Annotated in this window: 11 protein-coding genes and 1 other RNA gene; 3 read left to right on the top strand and 9 right to left on the bottom strand. The window is 49.1% G+C overall.

Translation table 11 applies throughout. The annotated features are described in order from the left end of the window. The 7 genes from mraY to mraZ are packed head-to-tail and all read right to left on the bottom strand — an operon-like array spanning position 1 to position 7379. Positions 1–1083, bottom strand: coding sequence for a phospho-N-acetylmuramoyl-pentapeptide-transferase (gene mraY / locus Q5L94_RS07700; protein WP_317497858.1), 1083 nt, complete (start codon positions 1081–1083; stop codon positions 1–3). After that, complete coding sequence (locus Q5L94_RS07695; protein ID WP_317497857.1) at positions 1077–2480, bottom strand: UDP-N-acetylmuramoyl-tripeptide--D-alanyl-D-alanine ligase; 1404 nt, start codon at positions 2478–2480, stop codon at positions 1077–1079. Before Q5L94_RS07695 ends, mraY begins: the two co-directional genes overlap by 7 nt. Next, positions 2462–3943 (bottom strand): UDP-N-acetylmuramoyl-L-alanyl-D-glutamate--2,6-diaminopimelate ligase, encoded by a 1482-nt coding sequence (murE, locus tag Q5L94_RS07690; protein ID WP_317497856.1) that lies wholly within the window; start codon positions 3941–3943, stop codon positions 2462–2464. The genes Q5L94_RS07695 and murE overlap by 19 nt, the downstream gene beginning before the upstream one ends. Beyond that, positions 3940–5673 (bottom strand): peptidoglycan D,D-transpeptidase FtsI family protein, encoded by a 1734-nt coding sequence (locus Q5L94_RS07685; protein ID WP_317497855.1) that lies wholly within the window; start codon positions 5671–5673, stop codon positions 3940–3942. Before Q5L94_RS07685 ends, murE begins: the two co-directional genes overlap by 4 nt. Further along, positions 5664–5981 carry a cell division protein FtsL gene (ftsL, locus tag Q5L94_RS07680; protein WP_317497854.1) on the bottom strand — a complete coding sequence of 106 codons (318 nt, stop codon included), beginning with the start codon at positions 5979–5981 and terminating at the stop codon, positions 5664–5666. Before ftsL ends, Q5L94_RS07685 begins: the two co-directional genes overlap by 10 nt. Beyond that, a complete protein-coding gene (gene rsmH, locus Q5L94_RS07675; protein WP_317497853.1) occupies positions 5974–6921 on the bottom strand; it encodes a 16S rRNA (cytosine(1402)-N(4))-methyltransferase RsmH in 948 nt (315 codons plus the stop codon). Before rsmH ends, ftsL begins: the two co-directional genes overlap by 8 nt. Continuing rightward, positions 6921–7379: a division/cell wall cluster transcriptional repressor MraZ gene (gene mraZ, locus Q5L94_RS07670; RefSeq protein WP_317497852.1), complete on the bottom strand. Its 459-nt coding sequence runs from the start codon at positions 7377–7379 to the stop codon at positions 6921–6923. The genes rsmH and mraZ overlap by 1 nt, the downstream gene beginning before the upstream one ends. 224 nt (positions 7380–7603) lie before the next feature. Between mraZ and Q5L94_RS07665 the strand changes: the two genes are divergently transcribed. Next, positions 7604–9742 (top strand): putative bifunctional diguanylate cyclase/phosphodiesterase, encoded by a 2139-nt coding sequence (locus Q5L94_RS07665; protein WP_317497851.1) that lies wholly within the window; start codon positions 7604–7606, stop codon positions 9740–9742. Positions 9743–9754: 12 nt separating this feature from the next. Here the strand turns inward: Q5L94_RS07665 and rnpB are convergent. Then, an RNA gene (gene rnpB, locus Q5L94_RS07660) (RNase P RNA component class A) lies at positions 9755–10104 on the bottom strand. A 46-nt stretch (positions 10105–10150) separates the two neighbouring features. Beyond that, positions 10151–11005 (bottom strand): 16S rRNA (cytidine(1402)-2'-O)-methyltransferase, encoded by an 855-nt coding sequence (gene rsmI, locus Q5L94_RS07655; protein ID WP_317498020.1) that lies wholly within the window; start codon positions 11003–11005, stop codon positions 10151–10153. A gap of 75 nt (positions 11006–11080) precedes the next feature. On the opposite strand from rsmI, the gene Q5L94_RS07650 reads away from it, so the two are divergent. Together Q5L94_RS07650 and Q5L94_RS07645 are read left to right on the top strand one after the other, a co-directional pair. Next, positions 11081–12964: a penicillin-binding protein activator gene (locus Q5L94_RS07650; protein WP_317497850.1), complete on the top strand. Its 1884-nt coding sequence runs from the start codon at positions 11081–11083 to the stop codon at positions 12962–12964. Then, positions 12942–13292, top strand: coding sequence for a YraN family protein (locus tag Q5L94_RS07645; protein ID WP_317497849.1), 351 nt, complete (start codon positions 12942–12944; stop codon positions 13290–13292). Before Q5L94_RS07650 ends, Q5L94_RS07645 begins: the two co-directional genes overlap by 23 nt.

The following is a 13292-nucleotide window of genomic DNA, read 5'->3' as shown; positions in this document are numbered from 1 at the left end:
TTAACGCAACTTCAAAGTTGCGAGTCCTATCAGTACAAAAATTAGCGACAATATCCAGAATCGAACGATAACCCGCGGCTCCGGCCACCCTTTTAGTTCGTAATGGTGATGAATAGGCGCCATACGGAAAATACGCTTACCCCTCAACTTATAGGAGCCCACCTGCAACATTACCGATACCGTTTCCATAACAAACACACCGCCCATAATGAACAGCACCAGTTCCTGTCGGACCAATATCGCGATAATGCCAAGTGCAGCTCCCAGCGCCAACGAGCCCACGTCGCCCATAAAGACAAGAGCCGGATAAGTATTGAACCAAAGAAACCCAAGACCCGCACCGACAATAGCTGTGCACACCACCAATAATTCAGCGGTCAATGGTAAATACGGAATTTGCAGGTACTCAGCAAAATTCACGTTGCCGGAGACATAAGCAAGAATGCCCAGTGCTGCGGCCACCATAATGGTTGGCATAATGGCCAGACCGTCCAGACCGTCAGTTAAATTAACCGCATTACTGGTACCGACAATGACAAAATAGGCCATAAGTATATAAAGCATGCCCAACTGCGGCATCACATCTTTAAAGAATGGAACCAGAAGAGCGGTTTCGGCGCCCTGAGTACTACTCCAATAAAGGTAAACAGCGGCGACGCTGGCAATGACCGACTGCCAAAAATACTTCCACTTAGCGATTAAGCCTTTCGGATCTTTGCGTACAACTTTGCGGTAATCATCGACAAAGCCGACGATACCAAAGCCAGTCGTAACCAATAAAACGACCCAAACGTAGCGGTTATCGAGATCGGCCCACAACAGTGAAGAACCCAGAACGGCTGCCAGTATCAAAACACCGCCCATAGTCGGCGTACCACTTTTGACTAAATGACTTTCCGGGCCGTCATCCCGCACCGTTTGCCCTATCTGTAAACGCTGCAAACGGCGAATTAATGTTGGTCCTAACCACAACGACAAAACCAGTGCGGTCAAAACACTGAGTATTGCCCGCAAGGTTAAGTAGGAAAACACGTTAAACGCGCTTTCAAACTGGGTTAGGTACTCCGCCAACCAAACTAACATTCGTGCTTATCCTCTGCGCTGTCACTAACCGTGACAGCCTGCTGTATTGCTGCAACAACGCGCTCCATATGTGCAGAGCGTGAGCCTTTAACCAGCACTGTGACAGCTTGCTTGCCAGTCTGTTCTGTAAGTCTTTGTAAAACAGACTCGACCAGCGACTGTAAGCTACCGAAGTGCTTGCCTCCGTGGCCGTTAAAGACCTCGCTGGCACTTTGACTGAGCACGCCCAGGCTATATAAGTTATCAATACCGCTGCCTATAGCATGTTCACCAATGTCCTCGTGGTAAGCTCGCGCATCGGCGCCCAGCTCACCCATATCGCCTAATACAAAAATGCGATAACCCTGATAACTTCCCAGTAAGTCCAGGGCAGCTTTCGTTGAGGCAACGCTGGCGTTGTAGGTGTCATCAATAATACGTAAGTGTTCACTCACTTTTATGCTTGTCAAACGCCCTTGAGCCGGCTCTACCGTTTGCAACCCAGCAACAATGTCATTCAGCGATATACCCAGCTCACTTGCCGCAGCAGCTGCAGAAAGAGCATTAAGCACGTTGTGGCGACCGCTTAGTTTAAGCTCCAGCGGTTTTGTTTCTCCGCCTAAATGCAGAGTAAACGACGGATGCCCTTCGCCGTTCAGTGTTACGTCGCTGGCGTAAACGTCGGCGCTATCGCTCAAGCCAAAAGTCTTCCACTTCATATCGCTGCAAGCTCGTTGCCAGCAGGGATAAAATTCGGAGTCGCGGGGGGTAATGGCCGTTCCCTGGCCACCCACTCCACGGAAAATCTCAGTTTTAGCACGGGCAACCCCGTGTAAACTTCCGAAACCTTCAACATGGGCAGCGCTCACATTATTCAATATGGCGACATCGGGTTTGACCAAATCGGTGGTGTAAGCAATTTCACCCGGATGATTCGCACCCAGTTCAACCACTGCATATTTGTGTTTTTCCTGCAGGCGCAACAATGTAAGCGGCACACCAATATCGTTATTGAAGTTCCCCTGCGTGGCCAATACCGGATGACGAATAGATAAAATGGCCGCCAGCATTTCTTTTACTGTGGTTTTACCATTACTGCCGGTGACAGCTACGGTTTTCGGCGCTACCTTCGCTTTAATGGCCGCACCTAAGCACCCCAGCGCATGACGGCTGTTCTCGACAATAATCTGGCGGCACTCGCTATCCACTTGCTTTTCGCAAATAACGGCCGCTGCGCCTTTATCTATAGCCTGTTCGACAAAGTCGTGTGCATCAAAATTCTTACCTTTTAAGGCTATAAACAATGCGTCGGTTAAGTCTGTTCTAGTGTCCGTAGACACTGCATCAATTGTACAATCAGAGCCAATCAGGCGACCTTCCACCTGCTCCGCAATCCATTTCAGTGATACTGAGAGCATGCGCAGTCTCCTTGCAGCCATTCGCTGACTACCGCTCGTTCGTTATAGTCAACGCGTTGAGTACCAATAACCTGATAGTCTTCGTGTCCTTTACCGGCGAGTAATACAACGTCATCTTTTCCGGCTTCCCGCATTGCGCGTATAACAGCCTCCCGGCGACCCGGCCAAGTCTTAACTTGGGTTTTATCCGCAATACCGGTCAAAATATCTTCAATAATTTTTTCCGCGGGTTCTGTCCGCGGGTTGTCATCGGTAACCACAACAACATCAGCGTAATCCGCCGCTACTTTACCCATTTGCGGACGCTTACCACGGTCACGGTCACCGCCGCAGCCGAATACACACCATAAACGGCCTTTGCAATGCAGCCGCAGCGCACTCAATACCTGATTCAGAGCGTCCGGTGTATGCGCGTAGTCAACCACCACCAGCGGCGACTGCTTATTATGGAAGGCTTCCATACGCCCGGGAACGGGCTGCAAACTGCCACAGGCTTTGCCGATATCCGCAAGTGGTTTATTCAGTTTCAACAACACCGCAACCGCGCAAAGTAAGTTGTAAACATTGAAGCGCCCTAATAGGGGTGTTTCAATGACGCAGGATTCACCCTGCCAGTTTAAGCTGAACACCGAGCCCTGCTCATGGAACTGAACGCCAGTCGCCTGCAGGCAGGGTTCATTGGGGCTGGCATTTAGGCTAACCCATAAGTCAGCTAAATCGTCTTGCTGCCACTGGCTTAACGTGTCGTCGTCGGCGTTAACCACTCGGTTTTGCACGCCAAAATCAGCAAATAAACGTTGTTTTGCGGCCACGTAATTTTCCATGGTGCCGTGATAGTCGAGATGATCCCGGCTGATATTGGTAATAGCTGCGCCAGCAAAGTGTAAAGCTTCAACACGACGCTGTATCAGTGCGTGTGACGATACCTCCATAGCAACCAGTTCTGCACCTTCAGCTAATAGGGTGGCCAGACGTTGCTGGACGGTAACGGCGTCTGGTGTGGTATGACGCTCCGGTAATAAACGACCAATAAGTCCGCTTCCGGTTGTACCAATAACAGCCGCTTCCATACCCAGGGCTTTTGCCAACTGCGCCATAATGTGGGTCACCGACGTTTTACCATTGGTTCCGGTCACACCAACCAGCTGCATTTTTTCTGATGGATGCCCGAAAAAATTTCCAGCAATGCGTGAAAGGTGCTCGCGAACGCCACTAAAACCGACCACAACGACACTCCGGCGCTGCTCAATCGCCATTCCCGGGGCTTCAGCAATAATCGCAATGGCACCAGCATCAATGGCCGCATCAATATATGCGCGGCCGTCGGTTTCATAGCCCGGAATAGCGACAAAAACATCGCCATTAGCAACTTGCCGGCTATCGAGTTTTATCCCACTAACGGTAACATCAGGAATGGAGAACGACGCTGGCAGCATAGTTAGCAACTCTGCAAGTTTCATCATTTATCCCCCCCAAAGCCCGCAGCGTGCACCTGCGTATCATCCAGGTTGTCCGGCGGTATATTCAGTAGCCGCATGGTTTGCGATACAATTTTGGAGAACACCGGAGCTGCGGCCGTGCCGCCATAATAGTCGTCGGTACCCGGTTCGTTTATAGTCACAACCACAACCACTTTTGGGTCACTAACCGGAGCTATCCCGGCAAATAGTGCCACGTATTCATCACCGTAACCGCCTGTTGCTTTGGTTTTTCGCGTTGTCCCCGTTTTTCCGGCAATACGGTACCCAGGAACTTTTGCTGCCGTGGCGGTTCCATCGCGAACCACTTCTTCCATCATATGCATTACGGCGCGGGTGTTATCCGGGTTGAAAACTTGCTCTGCAGGTAAAGGAGATTCCTGCCTGAAAATCGTCAGCGGACGTTTTTTCCCACCATTAGCGATAATACTATAAGCATTAGCCAGTTGCAGTGTCGTTGCCGACAAACCATAACCGTAAGAAAGCGTCGCCGTTTCAAACTCAGACCAACGTCTTCTGTCACCCAGTATGCCGATGCTCTCACCCAATAAGGCGACACCTGTATCATTACCAAAGCCTGCGTCAGCATAGGTTTGCAGTAATGAGTCAATGCCTAAATCCAAGGCTATTTTAGTGACTCCAACGTTCGATGAATGTTTCAGAACTTCAGTCAATGACAGCTCGCCATAATTACGGGGGTCACTTACGCGACGTCCACCAATTCTTAACCAACCGGGACTGGTATCAATGCTATCGCCCGCTTTGTGCCGACCGTTTTCAAGTGCACTGAGAACCACCAACGGCTTCATTGTTGAACCGGGCTCGTAACTGTCGGTAATTGCCCGGTTTCTCATCCTGAAAGACTGCAAATCCGAACGATTGTTAGGGTTGAAGGACGGGCTATTGACCATCGCCAGCACTTCACCGGTTTCAACATTAAGCACTACCGCCGAGCCTGAAGTTGCCTGATTGTAGCGCACGGCTTTTTTCAGTTCGGTATAAGCAGTTGCCTGAACACGTTGATCGATACTCAGTGTCAGCTGTTTTGGTTGTTGTGCATCTGTCTGGCTAATTTCTTCAACAACCCGTCCTTCTGCGTCCTTGCGATAAACTCGTTTACCCGGCGTACCGGTTAAATGTTCGTCGTACAGAAGCTCCAGACCTTCCTGTCCGGCGCCGTCAATGTCGGTTAAACCGATTAAGTGAGAACTGATCTCTCCGGTAGGGTAATAACGACGTGACTCTGTTTTTAAATACACACCGGGAATTTTCAACTGCTTCACGTAATCCGCTTCTGATGGCGTCACTTTGCGTTGCAGATAGACAAAACGTTTTGAGGGGTCGTCCACCTTACTGACCAGTTCATTACGGTTCATGCGAAAAGTTTCAGCCAGAGCCTGCCAGCGACGCTCGTCTGCTAAAGCCTCGCGTTCGGCAATACGTTTGGGGTCGGCCCATACGGTTTCTACCGGGACGCTAACCGCCAATTCCCTTCCGTTACGATCAACAATCGTGCCTCGCTGAACCGCAACACTGGACGCCCGTAAACTGCGCATATCGCCTTGTAATGAGAAGGCATCGGGGCTTATCACCTGGATATAGGCTGCGCGTGCAATTAACACAGAAAATACACCGAACAGTAAGAATACTGCGGTGTAAAAGCGCCAACGCGTACCGGCTGGCTCAGTGTGCTTCTTGCGACGAGTCACTGCCATGAAACTAACACCTCCTGCTCTGGCTCAACGTCTCGCATACCCAGTTGTTCCTGTGCAATACGTTCAACCCGGCTGTGTTCAGTCAGCGCGTTTTGTTCCACCACAAGGTGCCGCCATTCACGGTCCAGAGTGTCCCGGTGCGACAATAAATCATCACGTTCGCTGGTTAACTGCCGATTCAAATGGGCGGTATAAACAATACCTAACGCATTACCAATAACCACCACACTGAGAAGCAAAACCCATTTGTGCTGCAATAAATCCTGTAGCAACATTTTCATCAGGCTGGGATAACGCTGCTTAGTCATTACGGATCCTCTTTGCTATGCGCAGCACAGAGCTGCGCGAACGAGGATTAACCTGCACTTCAGCTTTACCCGGCTTAATCGCTTTGCCGACTTTATCCAGCGCTTTATCTTTATTGCGTTCAGCTTCAGTTACCGGCAAGCCCGGAGGTAACTGCTTTCCTTCGCTGTGCTTGCGAATAAAACGTTTTACTAAACGATCTTCCAGACTATGAAAACTAATAACCACCAGTCGGCCGTCTTCTTTCAGACCCGACAGAGAAGCTTCCAGCGCTTGCTCTATTTGCTCCAGTTCGCGGTTAATGTGAATGCGAATGGCCTGGAAGGTCCGCGTTGCCGGGTGCTTATGCTTTTCTTTTACCGGACTGACGCGGGCAATCATCTCCGCCAGCTGCCTTGTGCGGGTAAAAGGCTTTTTCTCGCGATCCATCACAATAGCGCTGGCTATACGGCGGGCAAAACGTTCCTCGCCATACTCTTTAAGAACCCAACTGATGTCATCCTTTTCTGCACGATTAAGCCATTCGGCCGCGGTTTCGCCGCTGGTGGTGTTCATCCGCATATCCAAAGGGCCGTCTCGCATAAAACTAAAGCCGCGTTCAGCGTCATCTAATTGTGGGGAAGATACGCCAAGGTCAAATAGAATACCGGTCACTTGCCGATTCAACTGCAGATCGTCAAGCACTTGTTGCAGGTTTGAGAAAGGGGTGTGGATAATTTGAAAACGGGGATCGTCGGCAAATGCAGCAGCCGCAGCAATAGCTTCAGGGTCCTGATCCAGAGCAATAACGCGGGCATCGTCACCTAATTTATTGAGCAGCGCGCGCGTGTGCCCACCACGGCCAAATGTGGCGTCAATGTATGTGCCTTGCGGATCAGTCGCTAATGCTTCTATCGACTCTTCCAGTAGCACCGAAACGTGTTGCGGTGACGTTGTAATCATTATAATGAAAAGTCTTCTAGTCGTTCGTTGAGAGTAAAGTCACCTTCGCGTTCAACATCCATGTCCTGCGCCACTTGTTCGTGCCAGGCGTCTTCACTCCAAACTTCAAATTTATTCAGCTGCCCGACAAGCATCAGTTTTTTCTCTAAACCGGCGTGTTGTCTTAACGGAGCTGACAGGAGCAAACGACCGTTTTTATCCATTTCACAGTCGTCAGCGTGGCCTAAAAGAAGTCGCTGTAAGCGACGTTCTGCAGGGTTCATACTGGATAATCGAGTCAGCTTTTGCTCAATGATTTGCCACTCGGGGAGCGGGTACAGCAACAGGCACGGTTGCTTAATATCAATCGTGCAGACCATTTTTCCTTCACAGTCTAATGACAACGCATGACGGTATTTAGCCGGTATGGCTAACCGCCCTTTGCTATCCAGACTTAATGTTGTTGCACCTCGGAACATGATCCCACCTGATCATTGCGATCCACTATTATCCACAAATCCCCACAATGCTACAGTCTAGGTGTCTCTCTTTCCTACTGTCAAGAAAAAAGCTCTCTATTTGCCAGGCCCTGACGGTAAATTTACATTAAGCGATTGATGCAACGCGTAAAATTACTTTTCCGTTAGAGCTCGTATGATTTTTGTGCGATACTCAATTCAGTTTTGGTGAGCAATGGTACTTAATGAAACGCTACTTATTCGTTATTTTTATCAGCTTCTGCGTTCTGGTAACCGGCGTTATCTGGTTTGCTGAGAATCAGCACTCGCAGGTGGTAGAGTCACGCAAACGAGTAGCTACCGAACGCTTAGGTAAACTCCGCGCCGCGCTGGAAGGTCAGATCAATTCCTCGTTAGCCACGGCTCGTGCGCTACAAGCCGAAATTAAGCTCTCGCCAGACATTTCCTCTGAACGTTACCGGCTGCTGATGCAAGAATTGATTAGCGGTGATGCACCAATACGCCATGTGGCGTTAGCACCTAATTTGATCATTGAGTTTGTCTACCCTCTGGCTCCGAATAAAGCCGCTTTGGGTTTTGACTACCGCACTTCCCCGGCGCAGTTCGAAAGCGTCCGGGAAGCCATTCAGAAAAAGCAAATTGTTGTCGATGGCCCGGTTAACTTAATACAAGGAGGTTGGGCGTTAATTGCCAGAGCCCCCGTTTTTATGAATGACAATAAGCTGTGGGGCACGATTGCCGTGGTCATTGATATAGGAGACTTGCTTGCCAGTAGTGGCCTGGACTCCGTCGACGACTACCTTTTCGCGTTAAAGAGAGAAGACGCCAATGGCGACCACCTGTTTGACTTCGGCGATGTGTCAATCTGGAACGAAGATTACGTCGCCATTGACGTGGCGGTTTCAACCGGCAAGTGGATATTAGCGCTGGCTCCCAAAAATACGGTTTGGGCAGGTCGCGGTAACATTTATTGGATCATTATTGTGGCCGGACTGCTTTTGTCCTTTTTAATGACCGCCTTTATGTACAATTTGGTGACGACGCAAAGCAGACTTCGCTCGGCTCTGGTTACCATTGACCATCAGGCGCATTTTGATTCGATTACTGACTTACCGAATCGACGTGCTTTTGTCGACTACCTTAACCAGTTAACGCAGAAAGGCCGGGAGCAGCACTTTGCCATTCTGTTCATCGATCTTGATCACTTTAAAGAGGTTAACGATAACCTCGGCCATGATGCCGGCGACGAACTTTTAGTCTCGGTTTCTGATCGTTTAAGAAACCAATTGCGGGGCTCAGATTTTATTGCCCGTATTGGCGGTGATGAATTTGTTGTCGTTATTAATCGCTTTACGTCGCATCAAGTAGTTAATGACCTTGCCGGCCAAATTAACCGACAGTTAAGTGAGCCTTTTAACTTACGCCAGAACCAAATTCAAACCACCTGCAGCATAGGCATTGCTCTTTACCCTGATGACGGCATCAAAGCATCTGAACTATTAAAAAACGCGGATCTTGCCATGTACGCTGCAAAAACCGCAGGGCGACGCACTCATTACTTTTTTAATGACGAATTAAGAGAACAAACTGAACGGCAGAATGCCATTCATAAACGCATGCGTGAAGGTCTTAAGCAGCATGAATTTTCTTTGGTTTATCAACCCATCATCGACTTCAGTAGCGGAAAAATCAGTAAATGCGAAGCTCTGTTGCGCTGGAAAGATGGAGACGGAAACATGATTTCGCCCGCTGAATTCATTCCGGTTGCTGAACGTACCGGGCTTATTCATGAATTAGGGCAATTTGTTCTGGAACAAGCCTGCGTTGACTGGGCGGTCGTACACAAGTCAGGTTATCCCATTGAGGTCTCTATTAACCGCTCTGAACGTGAACTTAACGATATGGAGTCAGCCAAACGATGGTTGTCCTGCATTAGTCAGCATGGAATACCGAATACCAGCATAACCTTTGAAATTACCGAGTCGCTGTTAATGAGTAATAAACAACGACAATTGCAAATTTTGCACTATTTGCGGTCTCAGGGAGTGCAGTTGGCAATCGACGATTTCGGTACCGGCTATTCCAGTATTAATTATCTGCAGCGGTATCCTGTCGATTATATAAAAATAGACCGTAGCTTTTTACATCAGGCACCTCAAAACAAGGTGCAAGTAGCACTGCTGGATGCGTTGTTGCAGGTAGCCAGGGCTTTGGATATTAACGTTATTGCCGAGGGTGTTGAAACCCGGCAACAATGGGAGTTACTGCAGCAACAACGATGCGATTTTGCACAGGGCTACTTTATTAGTGAGCCATTGCCGCTCAATGAATTATTGAAGTTTCTAAAAGACTGGCAGTTTTAAAACCCTAAAAAGGTGGAGAGCCGGCCGATAAGCCGGGTTCTGTCGTGGACAATCATTCATCTAGTGATCAGGTTGCCCTGACCCTCAAGCAGTCTACCCGGGTTCAACGCGGGCCGCGCCAAAGAACCCCTATTTGACCTTGCTCCGGGTGGAGTTTACCGTGCCACAAACTGTTACCAGTTGCGCGGTGCGCTCTTACCGCACCCTTTCACCCTTACCTGTGCTGCAAGCAGCCATCGGCGGTTTACTCTCTGCTGCACTAGTCGTCGGCTTACACCGCCCAGGCGTTACCTGGCACCCTGCCCTATGGAGCCCGGACTTTCCTCCCCCTGTAAACAGGCGGCGATTGTCTGGCCAGCTCTCCGCGGGGGATTCTACGCTGCAGCAGGCATTAACTCAATCTTTGTTTCACTCATTATTTTTATTCTCAAGCGCCCACTGATAGAGTTCATTTTTCCGCTCATCATGAATTTTTGCGGTCATGGCTGCCGCTTTCTTTAACGGTAACTCTTCTAATAACAGCAGCAACGTGCGCTTAGCCGCTTCTCCCGGACCGTCACGGACATCAGTTTCTGACTGCGCAGGGGCTATAAGCAAAACCATTTCGCCGCGCTGTTGGTTTGTATCGTCGGTTAAAACCTGCAGTAGTTCAGCCGCAGTGCCGCTTAAGTACGTTTCAAACTGCTTAGTCAGCTCGCGTGCCAGAACCACCTGCCGACCACTGCCTAAAACTACGTTCATATCAGCCAGCGTATGCAAAATTCGATGAGGGCTTTCATACACCACAACAGTCCGCGGCTCTGGTTTCAAAGCTTCCAGTTTGGCTCGACGTTGCTGAGGCTTGGATGGCAAAAAACCTTCAAACGCAAACCGGTCTGTGGGTAGTCCAGCCGCAGACAACGCAACCGTAACAGCGCAGGCACCGGGTAACGCGATAACTTTAAGTCCTTGCTCCCTGCAACGATGCACCAAAACATAACCCGGGTCATTAATAAGTGGCGTACCCGCATCACTGACTAATGCCAGCGAGTCACCTTGCTGCAGACGTTCGATAACCGCTTCTACACGCTGTGTCTCATTATGTTCATGCAGCGCGAATACATCATTCTGTATGCCATAGTGCTGCATGAGTTTGCGCGTGTGTCTTGTATCTTCTGCAGCAATGGCTGCAACTTCGGCCAATGTCTTAACTGCTCTTTCCGTTATATCGCCTAAATTACCGATAGGTGTCGGTACAATATAAAGAATGCCCTGCTCTGCCATAATCAGTCTCTGTTTGTTTCCAACGTCAATGCCGTTTATAGTATCACCGAACAGGCACCAAAGCGGAACCTTACAGTGTTTAGAACTCATTCATTTGTACTTTTAGCTCTAATGGCATTACTGGTATTAACCCAGTGTACCTCGGCCCCTGAGCGTTCAGTGAAGGATCCTGCAAAGGCGGTAGGGGTTGCTGACCAGGAATTAAGCTTAACAGAAGAGAATTCAGCCAGTGACTGGTTACAGGAAGCCGATGCAGCAGCAAATGAAGTTGAGCAACACTCGGCTTTAATAAGAGCCGCTAATGCTTTTCAAAATGAACAACAGTGGCAACAGGCGGCCGCTATTCTTTCGCAGTTAAGTGCGCAAAAAATTACCCGTCACAGTCAAAAGTATTACCGCCTTGCGAGTGCCCGCTGGGCCGCAGAACAAAAATTTTGGTCAAAAGTAATAAAAGAACTGGAAAGTGTCGCCACTCAGTTTAATCAAAGAGAATTTCGCGCTCTTAGCCTGCAACTACTCTCACAGGCGGCCTATCAACAACAAGACTACTGGCAGTCGCTAGTCTGGCAAGTTGATGCTCAACGCTTTGCGGAACAGCCAAATACAGATACAGTCTGGTCCATTGCCCGACGGATTAAACAATCAGAGCTGCCGCAGCAGCGGCCTAATGACTTAGCCCTGGCAGGTTGGTGGCGCCTGGTCGATTATCACCGTCAGGCGATGGCTTCACCGGGCAGTCTGGAGTCTTACTTAAAGCAGTGGCAGCAAAGTTTCCCAAACCACGATGCTGCTACTCTGGTCGACGCTTGGCTTGAACCATCATTAAAGCCGTCAGAAGATGAACCGGAAGCCGGGCAGTCATCCCCTGAGCCCAGCCTTGCAATATTACTGCCGTTATCCGGACGCTATAAACAGCAAGGCCATGCTGTGCGTGACGGAATTATCGCCCGCACCGGTGAAATGAAAAATCTAAGAGTTGTTTTTATAGACAGCGAAACAGGCGATATTGAGTCTCAACAAAAACAAATACAAGAACTGAGCCCGGTTGGAATCATTGGCCCACTGCTAAAAGACAAAGTAGCAGCTTGGGTAGAGCAACCTCTTACGGGAATTCCTCAGCTTTACCTTAATCAGATAGACGATGAAGCGGCACAAAATTCACTAACCAATGTCTTTTTCGCACTAAGCCCTGAGAGCGAAGCTCAACAAGCTGCGCAGAAAATTAACAAGCAACTTCCCGGCCCAAGAAGTGCGTTGGTCATTACTGCCGATGGCTCCAGCGGGCGCAGAATGGTTGATGCATTCACCTCCAGTTGGGACCATGAACAAGCTAACCAGCCCACTGTCTCCTACTTTTCTGAACGCGAAGATATGAAGGCTACGGTCGAGAAATCGCTGGGGTTAACGGACAGTCAACAACGTATTCGCGCAGTTAAAATTGCCGCCGGGAAAATTATTGTCGATGCGCAGGAGCGCAGTCGAAGAGACATTAGTGCTATTTACCTGCCGGGTAATCTACAACAGACACGTCTGTTAAAACCCTTTATTGATGTCAGTGTTTCCCCGTTTGCGAACCCCATTCCTGTTTATGCCAGCTCTGCTACCCATGAACTCAGGAATCGTTTAGGTGACTCAGATCTTAATGACATCATTTTTTCAGACATTCCCTGGTTAATTGAGAGTCAAGGTAAAAACAGGCTTCTAAGTCAATGGCTTGAGTTACGAAATGGGTGGGATCTGTCGCTGGCTCGTTTAACCGCAATGGGTTACGACAGCGTCGCCCTGATTCAACGACTTGAGATGATGCAGCGCATGCCCGGATTGGTTTGGTCGGGTTTAAGTGGTGAACTGCACATTGATAATTCAGTGGTTCAGCGAAAGCTTATTTGGGCTACCTTTAGTAAAGGAGAAGTCACCTTAGCTAAGGAAGCAGACAATGCAGGAAGTCGTTACCGGTAAGCGCGCTGAATTGCTCTCAGCCGAGTTTCTGAAGAAGAATAACCTTACCATTATTTGCAAAAATTACCGTATTGACGGTGGAGAAATTGATATCATAGCCCGAGACGGTCATTACTGGGTTTTTTGCGAGGTGAAATTCCGGGACGATGAGAGTTTTGCAGCAGTTATTGAACAGATTCAGCCTCAGCAATGCCGCCGGATTCGACTTACCGCTCGTCACTACTTACTCAGTAATAATATCGATGAACATACTGCAGCTATACGTTTCGACGTAATTGCAATAGTAGGTCAGCCAACAAAAATTGAATGGTTTAAGGACGCATTCTGA

This window comes from Idiomarina sp. Sol25, assembly GCF_033052775.1.
Lineage (GTDB): Bacteria > Pseudomonadota > Gammaproteobacteria > Enterobacterales > Alteromonadaceae > Idiomarina.
The sequence above is the reverse complement of the archived record's forward strand: the minus strand, read 5'-3'. Positions and strand labels throughout refer to the sequence as shown.

Bases quoted from the DNA above. Each gene is read 5' to 3' on its own strand.
- mraY (WP_317497858.1), bottom strand. From the start codon at position 1,083: ATGTTAGTTTGGTTGGCGGAGTACCTAACCCAGTTTGAAAGCGCGTTT.
- rsmH (WP_317497853.1), bottom strand. From the start codon at position 6,921: ATGATTACAACGTCACCGCAACACGTTTCGGTGCTACTGGAAGAGTCG.
- Q5L94_RS07665 (WP_317497851.1), top strand. From the start codon at position 7,604: ATGAAACGCTACTTATTCGTTATTTTTATCAGCTTCTGCGTTCTGGTA.
- Q5L94_RS07685 (WP_317497855.1), bottom strand. From the start codon at position 5,673: ATGGCAGTGACTCGTCGCAAGAAGCACACTGAGCCAGCCGGTACGCGT.
- Q5L94_RS07645 (WP_317497849.1), top strand. From the start codon at position 12,942: ATGCAGGAAGTCGTTACCGGTAAGCGCGCTGAATTGCTCTCAGCCGAG.
- rsmI (WP_317498020.1), bottom strand. From the start codon at position 11,005: ATGGCAGAGCAGGGCATTCTTTATATTGTACCGACACCTATCGGTAAT.
- mraZ (WP_317497852.1), bottom strand. From the start codon at position 7,379: ATGTTCCGAGGTGCAACAACATTAAGTCTGGATAGCAAAGGGCGGTTA.
- ftsL (WP_317497854.1), bottom strand. From the start codon at position 5,981: ATGACTAAGCAGCGTTATCCCAGCCTGATGAAAATGTTGCTACAGGAT.
- murE (WP_317497856.1), bottom strand. From the start codon at position 3,943: ATGATGAAACTTGCAGAGTTGCTAACTATGCTGCCAGCGTCGTTCTCC.
- Q5L94_RS07695 (WP_317497857.1), bottom strand. From the start codon at position 2,480: ATGCTCTCAGTATCACTGAAATGGATTGCGGAGCAGGTGGAAGGTCGC.